Source organism: Mycobacterium sp. WUMAC-067, from assembly GCF_020217485.1.
Taxonomy (GTDB): Bacteria; Actinomycetota; Actinomycetes; order Mycobacteriales; family Mycobacteriaceae; genus Mycobacterium.
The window spans coordinates 32302-47870 of record NZ_JAEKMI010000018.1 but is presented as its reverse complement, the minus strand read 5'-3'; the positions used below and the strand labels follow the sequence as shown (position 1 = coordinate 47870).

Here is a 15569-nt window from a genome sequence, read left to right as displayed (position 1 = left end):
CAATTTCCGCCGCGGCGAAACTCCTGCGACCTGTGGATAAGCGCTGCGACGCGGCCGACCGGCGGCCTACCGTGAGCCCAACGGATTTCGCAGGGTGGGGGGATCAGTGCCGCGTCAGCCGACCACGTGGCTGCGCGTCAGCGCTCACCGGTATCTGCTGCGCCGCCTCGAATGCGCGTTGCTGGGCGAGACGATGTCTGCGGGCGGTCCTCGACCGCGGATGGCGTCGGCATCGCTGGCAGCCGGCGGTGTGCTGACGGTCCTGGCGCTGGCCGGCTCCGCGCTTCTGGGTTTGCTGAGACCGCACGTTGCGCTCGATCGGGCGCAGGTCGTGATGGCCCGGGAATCGGGTGCGCTGTTCGTTCGAGTGAACGACGTCTGGCATCCGGTACCGAATTTGGCGTCCGCGCGGCTCATCGCGGGGACGGCCGCCACCCCGCAGCCGGTTCGCCAGGCCGACCTGGAGGGTGGTAAACGCGGTCCGCTGCTGGGCATTCCGGGCGCACCGCAATTCGTCGGCAGGCCGCTGTCCGCGCAGGACCTGGCCTTCTCGATTTGCGATAGCGCCGGTGCCAGCGGCACGACGGTCATCGTCGGCCACGTCGCCGGCAACGCAGTCGCCCGCTTGCCGTCCGGGCAGGCCGTCCTGGTGGCTCCCGCCTCGGGTTCGCCGGCCTACCTGCTCTACGACGGGCACCGGGCCATCGTGGACCTGGCCGATGCCGCGGTCGTGCGCGCGCTGCGGCTCGAGGGCCGCGCGCCTCAACTCGTCTCGCAAGCGTTGCTGAACGCCGTCCCCGAGGCGCCGCCGATCTCGGCCCCCCGGATCCGCGGCCTGGGCGGCGCCGCGCCCGGGCTGCCGGGATTTCGCGTCGGCAGCGTGCTGCGCGTCACACGCGCCGACGGTGACGAGTATTACGCGGTGCTGGCCGCCGGCGTGCAGCGGATCGGCCAGGTGGCGGCCGACTTGATGCGCTTCGGCGGCTCCCAGGGGCCGGTCAATCCCGTCACCGTCGCGCCCGAGGCGATCCGGGCCGCTCCTGTCGCGGCCGAGTTGCCCGTCGCCGGTTTCCCCGACCGGGCGCCGACGCTGCCCGAGTCCGCCGGCACGTTATGCGCCAGCTGGGAGGGCGGGCGAGCGGGGGTGGCTTTGCTGGCGGGTAACCGGCCACCGGTGCCGCCCGGTCAGACGACGGTGACGCTGGCGCAGGCCGACGGCCCCGGCCCCGCGCTGGACAACGTGTCCGTGCCGCCCGGGCGCAGCGCCTACGTGCGGGCGGGTGACAACTCCGGGACCCGGTACCTCATCGTCGACACCGGGGTTCGATTCGCCATCCGCGACGACGACGCCGCGCACGCCCTCGGCCTCGCCGAGGCGACCGCGGCGCCCTGGCCGGTTCTCACGCTGCTGCCGGCCGGACCGGAGCTGAGCAGACGCGGCGCCTCAATCGCCCGCGACGTCGCGGGTTCCCCGTAGCCGACCCCTGACCGCGCCGGCGGCCAGGGCGACCGCCAGCGCGGCGAGACAGATCGCGGCCCCGCGCACCGCGGTGTCCCGGGCGCGGCTATCGCGCGGTGGGATCGTCGCCGGCGACCCCGCGAGCGGCGGCGCGGCCGGCGGCTTATGGGCATTGGCCGGCGCACCCGTCCCGGTGCTGACCGCGGCGAGCGGATCGATGGTGCCGTTGCCGACGAGCGGATCCCATCCGGCGGGCGGATGATGCGCCGTCGACTCGATGCGCTGCATCACCTGGCGCGCGGTCAATGCCGGGAAGCGGGCCCGAATCAGCGCGGCCAGACCGCTCACCACCGGGGCGGCGTAACTCGTGCCCGACACCGGATCGGGCGCGAGGGAGGTCACCGCCTCGCCGGGCGCGGCGACATCGACCCACGGCCCGGCAAGGCTGAAGGCCGACGGTGCTCCATCGGCGTTCACCGAGCCGACGGTCAGCACATAGTCGTCGTACCACGCGGGACTGACCACGACCGTGATGGTCTGCCAGGTCGCATCCGGCCGCTGCGGCGGGCACTGCGCGCCGCCGCCGGTATTCCCCGCCGCCGCGACGACGACGGCATTTTTGACATCGACGGCGTAGGCCAGCGCGGCACCCAGCGCACGGTCGTCGAGTGCGGCGGCCACCGGCACGCACGCAACCGAGGAAATGTTGATCACCGACGCGCCGAGATCCGCGGCGGTCCGAACCGCTTTCGCCATGGTGTCGACGTCACCCACCCCGGCGCGGGACCGGTCGCTAGCGGGCGCGAACTTCGCGCTGGACTGCCGGATGCTGATCAAGGTGGCTTCCGGCGCGATCCCGCTGAAGCCATCGGACTTGGAATCGGCTGTGGCCGCGATGATTCCCGCCACCAGCGTGCCGTGCGCGTCGCAGTCCTGTGTGCCGTCGCCGGTGGACACGTAGTCGCCGCCGGGCACCACGCCGGGCAGCCGTCGGTGCCGCGCGATTCCGGTGTCGACGACCGCGATCCGTTGTCCGGCGCCGCGGGTGAGGTGCCACACGTCCGAAAGGTCGAACGCCCCCGGCGGCTGGTTGCGGCCCGGCGCCGAATCGACGGTCAGCGCCGCGCAGACCTCGCGCTGCACCGTCGGCCGTGGCGGCGCCGGCAAGGTGGGCTTGGGCAACCACTTGTCGTCGACGCCGGGGGGCGAAACCGCCTGCGCCGGTGGCGTTCCGAACGCGGGGAGCATCGCCAGCGCCGACACCGCCAGCACGCGCCCGACGTGCGAGGACCTCACGGGAGATTCAATCCCCGGACCGCGCCGTAGAGTCCGCCTATCCAACACGCCAGCGGGACCAGTGCCGCCCACGCCAGCCACTCCAGCATTTCGACGCATCGGAGCACGACGGGCGAGGTTGGTTTTGCGGCGAAGCCGAGGTACATCGCGGCGGCGACCAGCGCCGTTGCCGCAGCGAGCTTCGGACCGTGCAGCTGGAAGCGCAGGGCGGTGACAGCGAATATCGTTGCCGCGGTTACGAGTCCACCGGCAGCGAAGCCCAGCATCCTTGCGCGTTCGCCGGACCGGGAGCGCAGCAGCAACAGCGCGGCGGTGGCGGTCCCGAACGCCAAGCAGGACAGGCGCGGTGCACCGGCGAGCACGGTGACGACCGCGCCGGCACCGGCGGCTGACGACAGCCCGGCATACAGGCTCACCAACCACCGGTCGGCGCTAAGCGCTTGCTCGGGCACCCACGCGTCGCTAGGGTCGACGACGTCCGGCGTCGCCCATCGGGGCGATAGCCGCGCCAGCGCGATGGATACGCGCGGTGCCGCCCCGAGCAGCCCGAGGGATACCGCCCCCGCCGCCGAAGCGATGACATGGCAAGGCGCGCCGGTGATCGCACCCGCCAGCGCCGCCGCGGCGATGACCGCCGCGAAGCACGCGGTCGCCGTCAACGCGACGACACCACAGCCCGACAACCGCATCGCCAGCACGGAGGTGACGCCCGCCGCCGCCGCGGCCAGCAATACGTGGGAAACGCTTGGAGCGCCGGGCACTGCCACAAACCCGGCCACCGCCGCGAACTCGGTGGCGATCACGCTCAGCGCCAGTCCGGCGATCGGATCTCGATAGGCCCGATGCGTGATCGCCGCTAGCCCCAGCCCGACGAGGACGGCACATGCCAACACGGCGACCGTTGCGCGACTGTCTCGGGTGTGGTTGGCGCTGAAGGCGGTTCGCACCAAGGTCCCCCCGCCCACCGCGGTCAGCAAGACGGCCGCCGCCGCGCCGGCGAGCCGGGCGGCTCGCCGGTCCCCGTCATCGCTGCGCGTCCCGGCGTCCCCCGCTAGCGTGTCCGACACGGCCTGCGCGACATCGAGGTAACGAGGTGCGGGCAGCGGCGCGTCGGGCCGGCTCAGCACCAGGACCGCGCCATCGCCGATGCGGTTCTGCGCCAAGGTCATCGACGGGACCAGTGCGGGTGCGCCGGGGATCGACAACTGGTAGCGCACCGCCTCCCGGTCGGGGTGACGAACCTCGAGGGCGTCGACGACCGACGGAATCAACACCGCGACAGGAACTCCGGCGGGCAGCGCCAGATCGGCGACGGTGGTGCCCCAATGGACGCGGACACGGCACAGCCCGGTTTCGGATGCAGCCAATGACGAACCCTTCGGTCGGATCCTGGGGAACATAGCCGGGTTTCGACGGCCCCGGTATCCGGCTGTCCACAGGTGACTTGTCGCCGTTTTCGGTGCTCCTTACCGTCGTCGAACTGGAGGCGATGAGATGACCCAGGTTTCGGTGCCCGCGGTGCAACGGCCGCCGATTGTGGTCGAGGCTCCACCGGACCTGCAGCCGCCGGCGGCGCCTGGCCTGCTGCCCCGCCTGCTGCCGGCTGCGCTGTCCGTGGCGAGCATGGGCATCATGGCGGCGGCGTTCGCGTCGGGGACGGCCATGGCCCGTCAGCCGATGTTTCTGGCGTTTCCGCTGATGATGCTGGTTTCGGCGCTGGCGTCCGGACTGACCGGCCGTGCCCGCCGGCGCGGCGGTGGCATCGATGCCGATCGCGGACGGTACCTCGGATACCTGGATCAGCTGAGCCAATCCGTGTCCGAGGTCGCTACGACGCAGCGCGCCTCGGCCATTCGAAGCCATCCCCATCCCGACACGCTGTGGACGTTGGTCGGCGGCGCTCGCATGTGGCAGCGCAGACCGGGCGACGCGGATTTCTGCCTCGTGCGGGTCGGCATGGGGACGCAGCCCCTCGCGCGCCGCTTGGTGGCGCCGGAGCTTCCCGCCGAGGAGCTTCGCGATCCGGTCACCGAGACGGCGTTGCGTCGTTTCCTGCGCGCATATTCGACGATCGTCGGGCCGGTGACGATCGCCTTGCGTGACGAGTCGCTTGTGACGATCGACGGCGAGGCGAGCGCCGCGCGTGGGTTGCTACGGGCGATGATCTGCCAGCTCGCCGTGTTGCATGCGCCCGATCAGGTGCGGATCGCCGCAGCGATCAGCGATCCGCATCGCGCGCACTGGGAATGGCTGAAATGGTTGCCGCACAACGCACATCCCGGCCAGGACGACGCGGCGGGTCCGGTGCGGATGGTCTATTCGAGCGCCGTGCAGGCGCAGCGGGCCCTCGCGGGCGTGCGGGCGGCACGGGTGGTGGTGGTCACCGAACTGGCCGGGGACGCCGCCGCGATCATCGGCGCCACCACGATCGCGATCGGCGCCGGCCATGACGGTGCGCCGCTGGCGATCCGGCGGTCCGACGAGTCGGCACCCATTTCGTGCCCCGACCGGATGGAGCCCGTCGACGCGCTGGTGTGCGCCCTCCGACTGGCCGGGCATCGGGGGAGCGTAGGGGGCGGTGATCCCGGTTGGCCCGGATTGGTCGGCCTGCACGATCCGCAACGCTTCGACCCGGCGACGCTCTGGCGCCGCCGGGGACGCGGCGACCGGCTTCGCGTCCCCATCGGAACCACCGTGCAGGGCGCTCCCCTCGAGCTGGATATCAAAGAGCCGGCCGAGAACGGGATGGGCCCGCACGGACTCTGCATCGGCGCCACCGGGTCGGGCAAGTCGGAGCTGCTGCGCACCATCGCGCTGGGCATGATGGTCCGCAACTCGCCGCAAGAACTCAACCTTTTGCTCATCGACTTCAAAGGTGGCGCAACATTTCTCGACTATGCGCGAGCGCCGCACGTGGCCGCCGTGATCACCAACCTTGCCGACGACGCGCCGCTGGTAAGCCGCATGCGCGACGCCCTGGCCGGTGAGATGAACCGTCGCCAGCAACTGCTGCGGACAGCGGGCTGCGTCAGCGTCGAGGCCTACGAACGCGCGCGCCGGGCAGGCGACCCGCCGGCTGCGCTGCCGCCCCTGCCCGCGCTGTTCATCATCGTCGACGAGTTCTCCGAATTGCTCAGCCAGCAACCCGATTTCGCCGATACGTTCGTGGCGATCGGCCGTCTTGGCCGATCCCTGGGCCTGCACCTACTGCTGGCCAGCCAGCGCCTCGATGAGGGTCGGCTGCGCGGGCTCGACGCCCACCTCTCCTACCGGCTGTGCCTGAAGACCCTGTCCGCCGCCGAATCCCGCACGGTGCTGGGCAATCTCGACGCCTACGAACTGCCCACCGCGCCCGGTGCCGGCGTCTTGCGGATCAGCGGCGGCGAACTGGTTCGCTTTCAGGCCGCCTCGGTGTCGGGACCGCTGCCGACGGACGCTGCACCGGGTGCGCCCGCCGCGCCTGCGCGCCCGGTCCAGGTGTTCACCACCCGGGTCACCGGAGCGGTCCGTCGCACCCCGGAGGCGAGCGCGACATCCGCACCGGCCATTTCGCGTGCGGTCCTGGACCGGCTGCGCGGGCACGGGCCGCCCGCGCACCGGGTGTGGCTGCCCCCGCTGGGGCGGCCTCCGGAGCTGCGCACCCTGCTCGGCGGCGCGGTGCCCACGCCCGCCGGCCTGACCGCCGTGCCCGTCGGCCTGGTCGACCGCCCCTATGAGCAGCGCCGCACGCCACTGATGATCGATTTGTCCGGCGCCGCGGGCAACGTGGCGATCGTCGGTGGACCGCAATCGGGCAAGTCGACGGCGTTGCACACGCTCATCACCGCCCTCGCGGCCACGCATGACCCGAGCGAAGTGCAGTTCTACTGCCTGGATTTCGGCGGCGGGACGCTGTCGTCGGCGCGGACGCTTCCGCACGTTGGCGCGGTCGCCGGCAGGGCCGAGCCGCGGCTCGTCGGGCGGATCGTCGCCGAATGCGAGTCGGTCGTGCGACGGCGCGAGACCACGTTCGGTGCGCACGCGATCGGCTCGATCGCCGACTATCGCCGGCGACGCAACACGTCGGGCGGCGCGATCGATGATCCGTTCGGCGACGTCTTTCTCGTCATCGACGGCTGGGCAACCGTGCGCCAGGAATTCGAGACGCTGGAGGCTTCGATCACTGCCCTGGCGTCCCACGGGCTTTCGTTCGGTGTGCACGTGGTCTTGACGGCGTCGCGCTGGGCCGACGTCAGGCCGTCGCTGCGGGATCAGCTCGGCACCCGTGTCGAGTTACGGCTCGGCGATCCCGCCGACTCCGAACTGGACCGCAAGGCCGCTGCGCACGTCCCGCACGACAGCCCTGGCCGTGGCCTGTCCCGTGACGGGCTGCACATGGTGATCGCAACGCCCGTCGCCGAGGTGCCCGCCGGTGACTCGGTGGCGCCGCCGATACCGCTCTTGCCCGATCGCGTAGATCGTGAGGCCTTGGTGCGGCAGGCGGGAAGCGAGCTTGGTGCCCGGGTGTTGCTCGGCGTTCGGGAGCGCGACCTGCGGCCGGTGACAATCGATTTCGACGAGAAGCCGCATCTGGTGATCGTCGGCGACAGTGACTGCGGGAAGACCGCGGCGCTGCGGACCTTGTGCCGGGAGCTTGTCCGGACGAAGACCGCCGCGCAAGCTCAACTGCTGATCGTCGACTTCCGGCGCGCGCTGCTCGGGGTCGTCGAGTCGGACCATCTCCGCGGGTACGCGATGTCGCCGGCCGCGTTGGCCGCGGCGCTGCCCGACCTGCTCGATCTTCTGCGCGCACGAATGCCGCCGCCCGACGCGAGCCAGGCCCAGTTGCGCACCGGCTCGTGGTGGTCTGGGCCGGACCTGTATGTCGTGGTCGACGACTACGACCTGGTCGCCTCCCCGGCGGGCAATGGGCTGGCGCCGATTATCGAATTCCTGCCCTATGCACAAGATTTGGGATTGCATCTCGTCGTCGCCCGGCGCGGCGGGGGAGCCGAGCGCGCCATGTTCGAGCCGGTGCTCGCGGGCCTGCGTGACCTCGGTTGCCTGTCCCTGATGATGAGCGGTTCTCCCGCCGACGGCCCGCCGTTCGGCCCCACGCGGCCGGTGCAATTGCCGCCGGGCCGCGGCATCCTGACCGGCCCTAACGGCGACGAGGACCTCGTCCAGGTGGCCTGGAGCCCACCGTGACCGAACACCGTCCCGTCATCGAAGCCGGGCCGGGCACCGTCCGCCGATTATGTTGCGGTACAGGAACAATCGACGAGGGCGAGACGGCCGACGCCATACGATCGGCCCTCGACGCGATCGACGACCGCGTCGCGCTGGTGGGGGAGCGGCCGATAACCGTCGATGCGCTGTGGGAAGCCGCGCTGCGGTCGGCAAGCTGCACATCGTCCGACGGTATGGTCGTCGTCCACCCGTCCTGGTGGTCCTCCTCGCGCGTGGGTGTGCTGACCGCGGCCGCCGCCAGGGTGGCCGGTGAGGTGCGCACGCGCCCGCGATCGTGGTTGCTGGCGCAGGCATTTCGCGCGCAACGACCGGTGACGGTTGAGATCACCGAGCGGTTCGTGGTGATCACGGCGACGGAGGTGACCGCCGTGCCGCGCAACGCCGACCCGCAAGCCGTCGGCGAAGCCGTCGCGGATGTCATCGCCGACGCGGCCCCCGCGGCCGTGGTGATCGACACGCCGAGCACGGTCGCCGGGGCGTCGGCACTGGCGGCGTTGATCGCCGACGCGGTACGCGGAAGCGGCGGGACAACCCGAGATGTTCTGCAAATCAACGACCTTCGGCTCACCCGGCTGGCGCGGGCGGCCTTCCCGGCACGCTCGGCACCGCCGGGGCCGGGCTCCGCCGCACGCGCCACCGCCCGCCCATCGCGCGTGCGGACGCTGGGCGGACTGGGTGCCGCCGCCATCGTCGTCGCCGCGGCGGCGCCGGCCGCGATGTCGCCGAGCCGGCCCGGCGAGGCGCCCCCGAAGCGGGTCGACGCCGCGTCCACAACGTATTTGGTGGAAGGCCGAGTGGCGCTGTCGGTGCCGGCGACATGGCCGACGCGACGGGTGGTCACCGGGCCGGGCTCGGCGCGGGTGCAGGTCACGTCTCCGGCGGACCCCGAGGTCGCGCTGCACATCACCCAGTCGCCGGTGGCCGCGGAGACGCTGAGCGGCACCGCCGAACGGCTCAAACGCGCGATCGACGCCGAGCCCGCCGGGCTGTTTGTCGACTTCAACCCGTCCGGCACCAGCGCCGGCCGGCCGGCGGTGACCTACCGCGAGGTCCGCGCGGGTCATCACGTGCGCTGGACGGTGCTGCTGGACGGCCCCGTGCGAATCAGCGTCGGATGTCAGAGCCGGCCGGACGACGAGGACGCCGTCCGCGATGCCTGCGAGCAGGCGGTCAGAACCGCCCACGCGATCGGATGACAAATTTCGTGGAACCGAACGACCCCCGTCGCGGTCGTAATGGGTATGGCTGCACCAAACCCACTGAGCACCGACCTCGACCTGATGCGGTCGGTGGCGGGCACCACCGACGCCCGCAACGAGGAAATCAGGGCGATGCTGCAGGCGTTCATCGGCCGGATGAGCGGCGTGCCGTCGTCGGCGTGGGGCGGGCTCGCGGCCACTCGCTTCAAAGGCGTGATCGATCGCTGGAACGCGGAGTCGGTGCGGCTCTACCACGCCCTGCACGCCATCGCCGACACCATTCGGCACAACGCGGCCACCCTGCAGGAGGCCGGCCAGAGCCATGCCGACCGCATCGCCGCCGCCGGCGGAAACCTGTGAGGAGAGAGGATCCCCGTGGGTTCGGTGTTGTCCTACAACTTCGGTGAAATCGAGTACTCGGTCCGCCAGGAGATTCACTCGACGTCGGCCCGTTTCAATGCCGCGCTCGACGAGCTCAGAGCGCGCATCGCGCCATTGCAGCAGCTGTGGACCAGCGAAGCGGCCGCCGCCTACCAGACTGAGCAGCTGAAATGGCACCAGTCGGCGACCGCGCTCAACGAGATGCTGGTCGAGCTCGGAAATGCGGTCCGCGACGGCGCGGACGAGGTGGCCAACGCCGACCGCCGGGCGGCTGGCGTGTGGTCGCGGTAGCGGCCGACGAGACACCGCGCGGTTCGCGCCGCGCGTGAGACTGTGTGGTCCTGACGGGGGAGAGCCGTCGGGACCACACAGTCATTTTGACCTGCGGGGATGGCGGTCGGTAAGCTGCTCCGTTGGCGTGCGGTACGCCAGGGCCTCGGGTCAACGTCGGTCGCCGAGACCAGCCCCCGCCGCGAACGCCTGACCGGCACCCGGTCACACCGGGATCCACAGCCTCGGAACAGAGGCTCGCAGAGAAAGAGTGGTAAGCGCTGTGCCTACGTACACGCCAAAGGCGGGTGACACCACTAGGTCGTGGCACGTCATCGACGCCACGGACGTGGTGCTTGGCCGCCTTGCCGTCGCGGCAGCCAACCTGCTGCGCGGCAAGCACAAGCCGACGTTCACCCCCAACGTCGACGGCGGTGACTTCGTCATCGTCATCAACGCCGACAAGGTCGCCTTCAGCGGCCAGAAGCTGGACAAGAAGCTGGCGTACCGCCACTCGGGGTATCCCGGCGGTCTGAGCAGCCGCACCATTCGCGAGCTGATGGCCAAGCACCCCGACCGTGTCGTGGAGGACGCGATCGTCGGCATGCTGCCCAAGAACAAGCTCGCCCGGCAGATCGCGCGCAAGCTGCACGTCTACGCCGGCCCGACGCACCCCCACGTCGCACAGCAGCCCGTTCCGTACGAGATCAAGCAGGTGGCCCAGTGACCGAAACGACCGAGGCCCTGGAGAACCCAGAAAACCCGGACAACCCCGAGACCGCAGAGGAAACAGTGGCCGTCGCCGAGGTGACCGAAGCGCCGGTTGAGGCGTCGGAGACCGCCGCGGTCGCCGCGCCCGCCGAGTCCTACGTGTTCGAGCGGCCCATCCAGACCGTCGGCCGCCGCAAGGAGGCCGTGGTGCGGGTGCGCCTGGTGCCCGGCACCGGCAAGTTCAACCTGAATGGCCGCAGCCTGGAGGGCTACTTCCCCAACAAGGTGCACCAGCAGCTCATCAAGGCCCCGCTGGTCACCGTGGACCGGGTGGAGAGCTTCGACATCTATGCCCACCTGCACGGCGGCGGCCCCTCGGGGCAGGCCGGCGCGCTGCGCCTGGGCATCGCGCGGGCGCTCATCGTGGCCTCGCCGGACGACCGTCCCGCACTGAAGAAGGCCGGCTTCCTCACCCGTGACCCGCGCGCCACCGAGCGCAAGAAGTACGGCCTGAAGAAGGCCCGCAAGGCGCCTCAGTACAGCAAGCGCTGATCAGCGGTCGCTTTCCGGCCACAACTTGGCATCGTGCTCCACAAGTTGTGGCCGGTTGCGGCGTGTCTGCACCCACCCGCGCCCGGTTTCGGCCACAAAGGAACGGGCACGTTAGGTGCTAGCCCGACAACTGTGAGAGGTTTGTTCGCATGGGTCGACTATTCGGCACCGACGGTGTCCGTGGGGTCGCCAATCGCGAGTTGACCGCCGAGCTGGCGCTGGCGCTGGGTTCCGCGGCCGCGCGGCAGCTGGCGAGCGCGGCGGCGCCGGGCCGCCGGGTGGCGGTGATCGGCCGCGATCCGCGGGCCAGCGGCGAAATGCTGGAGGCCGCGGTGATCGCCGGGCTGACCAGCCAGGGGGTCGACGCGCTGCGGGTCGGGGTGCTGCCCACCCCCGCGGTGGCCTACCTGACCGGCGCCTACGACGCCGACTTCGGGGTGATGATCTCCGCCTCGCACAACCCGATGCCCGACAACGGCATCAAGATCTTCGGGCCCGGCGGCCGCAAGCTCGACGACGGCACCGAGGACCGGATCGAAGCCTTGGTCGGGGAACCGGGGCTGCGCCCGGTCGGCGCCGGGATCGGCCGGGTCCTCGACGCCGAGGACGCGGCCGACCGCTACCTGCGTCACCTGAGCAAGGCCAGCACGCTGCGGCTCGACGGGTTGACCGTGGTGGTGGACTGCGCCCACGGCGCGGCGTCGGCGGTGGCCCCACGCGCCTACCGCGCGGCCGGCGCGCGGGTGATCGCGATCAACGCCGACCCCAACGGTCTCAACATCAACGACAACTGCGGCTCCACGCACCTGGATTCGCTGCGCTCGGCGGTCGTCGCGCACCGCGCCGACCTGGGCCTGGCGCACGACGGGGACGCCGACCGGTGCCTGGCCATCGACGCCGACGGCAATCTCGTCGACGGCGACCACATCATGGTGGTGCTCGCGCTGGCCATGCACGAGGCCGACGAACTGGCCTCCAGGACGTTGGTGACCACCGTGATGAGCAACCTGGGGTTGCATCTGGCCATGCGCTCGGCCGGAATCACGGTGCGCACCACCGGCGTTGGGGATCGCTACGTCGTGGAAGAGCTGCGGGCCGGCGACTACAGCCTCGGCGGCGAGCAATCCGGGCACATCGTGATGCCCGCGCTGGGCTCGACCGGGGACGGCATCGTCACCGGGCTGCGGCTGATGAACCGGATGGCGCAGACCGGCTCGTCGCTGGCCGACCTGGCCTCGGCGATGCAGACGCTGCCTCAAGTGTTGATCAACGTCACGGTCGCCGACAAGGCCACGGCCGCCGCGGCGCCGGCGGTGCGGTCCGCCGTCGGGCAGGCCGAGGCCGAGCTGGGCGACACCGGCCGAATCCTGTTGCGCCCGTCGGGAACCGAGCCCATGATCCGCGTGATGGTGGAGGCCCCCGAGGAGGACATCGCTGCGCGGATCGCCACCCGGGTCGCCGAAGCGGTCAGCGCCGCGCACTGATCCCGCGACGCCCGGAACCCCGACGCGCCTACCGGCGTCGGATTAGGCATGAAATTCGTTGGGGGAACACGGCCTGTCGCCGCCCGCACCCAGATCGACGCGTCGGCCACGCACCGGGTCGCTAACCAATTCGCCATGGCGGCGGAATTTCTCGACCGCGCGGTCAGCGATCACCTTGCCAGGCTGGCTTTCAGCGGCGCCTGCGCCGGGCGGGCGCACGCCGCGCGCGGCGACGCGCTGCGCGCCGAGTTGGGGCGCCTGACGGAGCAGGTGTCGCAGTGGTCGCGCGCGTCCACCGAGATCGCCGCCGCCCTGCGGTCCAGCGCCGAGCGCTACGCCGACGCCGAACTGTATGCCGCCGCGCGGATCGCGTAGCTCGTGGCCGACCGGTTGGATGTGGACGCGCGCCTCGCCGAGGGCCGGGTCGCCGTCGAGCACACCCAGACCTACGTGCAGGCCTGCCACGCGCTCGGGTACCAACATCCCGACCTGACAGCGCATCCCGCGCAGATCCGCGAATGGTATGCGAGCGAGGACGGACTCGACCTGCGCGCGCTCGACCGTGACTGCGCCGAGCTGCGGGCGGCCGGCGTGGTGGCCTCCGAAGCGCTGCGCATGCAGCGCGCCCAGGTGGCCGAGCTGGCCGCGGCGTGGACGGGCGCGGGCGGGGACGCCGCGGTGCAGCTGTTGCAGCGGCATTGCGACACCGCGGACGCGGTCGCCGCCGAACTGCGCGCGGCGGCCCAGCGGTGCGAGTCGCTGCGCGACAACCTGTGGCATCTGATCGATTCGAAAGTGGCGACGGCCATCGCCGTCGACGACCGCGCACAGACGCAGCGGCCGGCCTGGCTGGCCGCCGCCGCCACGGTCGCGGCCGCGGACCCGCGGGGCGCCGAGGATGTGGTGCGCCGGCAGGTGATTCCCTACGTGGACAACGACATTCGTGACGACTGGCTGAACGCGATGCGCTCCACCTCGGACGGGGTCCAGACGTCCTACGCAATGGTGATCGACAAGGCGGCCGCCGCCCCGGCGGCGCGGTTCGAGTTTCCCGGCGATCTCGGGACGAGCGTTGTCCCGGCGCAACTCGCCCCGCCGGTGGCAGCTGTGCCACCGCGGCTGGATGACCCGGCGGCGACGGTGGCGGCTGCGGCGCCGGCGCCGGTCGCCCCCACGCCGGTGCCGCCGGTGCCGCCACCGGACTGGGGAAGCGGACTCGGTGGGGCGTCGGGGGTGCCCGCCGGGGCTTTGGGCGACCTGGGCGGGCTCGGTAGTGGGCTCGGTAGTGGGCTCGGTGGCGGTGGGCTCGGTGGTGGGCTCGGCAGCGGGGGCGGCGGCGGGCTTCTCGGGCTGGCCGGCAGGATCGTCGATGCGATGGGCGATCTGCTCGGGTCGGCGGGCGACGGGGCGGACGTGTTCGGCGATTCGCCGGGCGGAAACGCCTTTGACGAGAACCCTTTTCACGCCGAGGATCCCGTCAACGCCGAGGACACCGGCGACGTCGCCGAGGACGAAGCCGCCGCCGAACCCGAGGGGGCCGACCCGGCGCAACCCGTCGGCGACGCGGGCCAACCCGAGGCCACTGGGCCCGATCAGCAAGCCCAACCGGTCGAGGCGCCGCCGGCCGACCCGACACCGGCCGAGACACCGGCCGAGCCTCCGGTTGAGCCGGCGCCCGCGGCCGCGCCCGCCGCCGATCCCGCGCCCCCCGCGGGCGAGGGGTCGACGCCGTGCGAGATTGCCGCGGACCAGCTTCCGCAGGCCGGGCAATGACGGCTCAGGGCTGCAGCCGCAGGGCTTCCTCGACGAAGCGCAGGGACTCGTCGCGGTCGGTGGCCTGCGGGCTCAACAACAGCGTGGTCACCCCGGCTTCGGCGAAGGCGGCCATGCGCTCGGCCACATACCCGGGCGGGCCGATCAGCGACATCCCCCGCACCAGCTCGTCGGGCACGGCGTCGATGGCCTCCTGCTTGCGGCCGGACAGATACAGCTCCTGGATCCGATCCGCGACCTCGCCGTACCCGTAGCGCGTCGCCAGATTGTGGTAGAAATTGCGGCCTTTGGCGCCCATCCCACCGATGTAGAGCCCGAGCTGCGGCTTGACCCAGGCCAGCCGCTCGTCGACGTCGTCCCCGATGGCCAGCGACGCGTGCACCATGACGTCGAGCGGACCCAGCGCGGGATCACGCTTGGCGGCGCCGGCGGCCAGCGCCTCACCCCAGATCCACGCGGCCTTCTCCGGAAGATAGAAGACCGGCTGCCAACCCTCGGCGATCTCGGCGGTGAGCTCGACATTCTTGGGGCCCAGCGCGGCGATGCTGATTGGAATACGTTCGCGCACAGGATGATTGATGAGTTGTAGCGGCTTGCCCAAACCCGTTCCGCGGTCGGCGGGCAGCGGTAACTGGTAGTGCTTGCCGGCGTACTGCACGCGTTCGCGGCGCCACACCTTGCGGCAGATCTCCACGATCTCGCGGGTACGGCCCAGCGGGGCGTCGAACGGAACCCCGTGAAAGCCCTCGATCACCTGCGGCCCGGAGGTGCCGATGCCGAGGCGGAATCGCCCGTCGGACACGAAATCCAGCCCCGCGGCCGTCATCGCCAGCAGCGACGGCGTGCGGATGTAGAGGGGAAGGACCCCCGACGCCAGTTCGACGGTGTTGGTCTTGGCGGCCAGGTATCCCAGCTGGCTGATGGCGTCGAACGAATACGCCTCGGCCACCACCGCAACCTCGATGCCGGACTTCTCGAGTTCGACGACGCGGTCCACGGCCTCGTGAAAGCCGCTCGAATAATTGAGAGCGATCCCGATTCGCATCCATGACACTTACCACGCGCCCGCGCGGGCCCGGACGCTCAGCCCGCCGAAGTACCCGTCCAGTACTCGGCGGCCAGGCGGATGTCGTTGCCGGTGCACGAGACTAACCGTCCGTTCCAGAGTTCGGCGATCCAGCGGGCGTACAGCGCGTGCGCGCTTGCCACGAACTA

14 protein-coding genes are annotated in these 15569 nt (G+C 71.4%); 10 read left to right on the top strand and 4 right to left on the bottom strand.

The window, feature by feature from the left end; genetic code table 11:
* Nucleotides 1-106 precede the first annotated feature (106 nt).
* Nucleotides 107-1477: a type VII secretion protein EccB gene (gene eccB / locus JF781_RS14750; protein WP_225328706.1), complete on the top strand. Its 1371-nt coding sequence runs from the start codon at nt 107-109 to the stop codon at nt 1475-1477.
* Here the strand turns inward: eccB and mycP are convergent.
* Together mycP and eccD are read right to left on the bottom strand one after the other, a co-directional pair.
* Nucleotides 1445-2755: a type VII secretion-associated serine protease mycosin gene (gene mycP, locus JF781_RS14745; protein WP_374109704.1), complete on the bottom strand. Its 1311-nt coding sequence runs from the start codon at nt 2753-2755 to the stop codon at nt 1445-1447. The two genes, eccB and mycP, sit on opposite strands and share 33 nt — an antisense overlap.
* Complete coding sequence (gene eccD, locus JF781_RS14740; RefSeq protein WP_304621381.1) at nt 2752-4155, bottom strand: type VII secretion integral membrane protein EccD; 1404 nt, start codon at nt 4153-4155, stop codon at nt 2752-2754. The genes mycP and eccD overlap by 4 nt, the downstream gene beginning before the upstream one ends.
* A gap of 94 nt (nt 4156-4249) precedes the next feature.
* On the opposite strand from eccD, the gene eccCa reads away from it, so the two are divergent.
* The 9 genes from eccCa (at nt 4250) to JF781_RS14695 (ending at nt 14354) form a co-directional block, all read left to right on the top strand.
* Nucleotides 4250-7942: a type VII secretion protein EccCa gene (gene eccCa, locus JF781_RS14735; RefSeq protein WP_225328708.1), complete on the top strand. Its 3693-nt coding sequence runs from the start codon at nt 4250-4252 to the stop codon at nt 7940-7942.
* On the top strand, nt 7939-9180 hold the full coding sequence (locus JF781_RS14730; RefSeq protein ID WP_225341277.1) for a type VII secretion-associated protein: 1242 nt from the start codon (nt 7939-7941) through the stop codon (nt 9178-9180). The genes eccCa and JF781_RS14730 overlap by 4 nt, the downstream gene beginning before the upstream one ends.
* Nucleotides 9181-9225: 45 nt before the next feature.
* Nucleotides 9226-9543: a WXG100 family type VII secretion target gene (locus JF781_RS14725; protein ID WP_225330420.1), complete on the top strand. Its 318-nt coding sequence runs from the start codon at nt 9226-9228 to the stop codon at nt 9541-9543.
* Nucleotides 9544-9558: 15 nt separating this feature from the next.
* Nucleotides 9559-9855 carry a WXG100 family type VII secretion target gene (locus JF781_RS14720; RefSeq protein ID WP_225330421.1) on the top strand — a complete coding sequence of 99 codons (297 nt, stop codon included), beginning with the start codon at nt 9559-9561 and terminating at the stop codon, nt 9853-9855.
* Between the two features lie 262 nt (nt 9856-10117).
* Nucleotides 10118-10561 (top strand): 50S ribosomal protein L13, encoded by a 444-nt coding sequence (rplM, locus tag JF781_RS14715; RefSeq protein WP_008260230.1) that lies wholly within the window; start codon nt 10118-10120, stop codon nt 10559-10561.
* A gap of 80 nt (nt 10562-10641) precedes the next feature.
* The gene (rpsI, locus tag JF781_RS14710) at nt 10642-11097 is read left to right on the top strand and encodes a 30S ribosomal protein S9 (protein WP_225330432.1); all 456 of its coding nucleotides are present in this window, start codon (nt 10642-10644) and stop codon (nt 11095-11097) included.
* A gap of 149 nt (nt 11098-11246) precedes the next feature.
* Entirely contained in the window at nt 11247-12581 is a 1335-nt protein-coding gene (gene glmM, locus JF781_RS14705; protein WP_225330422.1) for a phosphoglucosamine mutase, read from the top strand.
* A 48-nt stretch (nt 12582-12629) separates the two neighbouring features.
* Nucleotides 12630-12956 (top strand): type VII secretion target, encoded by a 327-nt coding sequence (locus JF781_RS14700; RefSeq protein WP_225330423.1) that lies wholly within the window; start codon nt 12630-12632, stop codon nt 12954-12956.
* A 3-nt stretch (nt 12957-12959) separates the two neighbouring features.
* Entirely contained in the window at nt 12960-14354 is a 1395-nt protein-coding gene (locus tag JF781_RS14695; RefSeq protein WP_225330424.1) for a hypothetical protein, read from the top strand.
* A gap of 4 nt (nt 14355-14358) precedes the next feature.
* Here the strand turns inward: JF781_RS14695 and JF781_RS14690 are convergent, their stop codons facing one another.
* Nucleotides 14359-15399 carry an LLM class F420-dependent oxidoreductase gene (locus tag JF781_RS14690; protein ID WP_225330425.1) on the bottom strand — a complete coding sequence of 347 codons (1041 nt, stop codon included), beginning with the start codon at nt 15397-15399 and terminating at the stop codon, nt 14359-14361.
* Nucleotides 15400-15437: 38 nt separating this feature from the next.
* Nucleotides 15438-15563 (bottom strand): hypothetical protein, encoded by a 126-nt coding sequence (locus JF781_RS28445; RefSeq protein ID WP_255641902.1) that lies wholly within the window; start codon nt 15561-15563, stop codon nt 15438-15440.
* Nucleotides 15564-15569: the final 6 nt, after the last annotated feature.

Bases quoted from the DNA above. Each gene is read 5' to 3' on its own strand.
- eccD (WP_304621381.1), bottom strand. From the start codon at position 4,155: ATGTTCCCCAGGATCCGACCGAAGGGTTCGTCATTGGCTGCATCCGAA.
- eccCa (WP_225328708.1), top strand. From the start codon at position 4,250: ATGACCCAGGTTTCGGTGCCCGCGGTGCAACGGCCGCCGATTGTGGTC.
- JF781_RS14725 (WP_225330420.1), top strand. From the start codon at position 9,226: ATGGCTGCACCAAACCCACTGAGCACCGACCTCGACCTGATGCGGTCG.
- glmM (WP_225330422.1), top strand. From the start codon at position 11,247: ATGGGTCGACTATTCGGCACCGACGGTGTCCGTGGGGTCGCCAATCGC.
- JF781_RS14700 (WP_225330423.1), top strand. From the start codon at position 12,630: ATGAAATTCGTTGGGGGAACACGGCCTGTCGCCGCCCGCACCCAGATC.
- JF781_RS14690 (WP_225330425.1), bottom strand. From the start codon at position 15,399: ATGCGAATCGGGATCGCTCTCAATTATTCGAGCGGCTTTCACGAGGCC.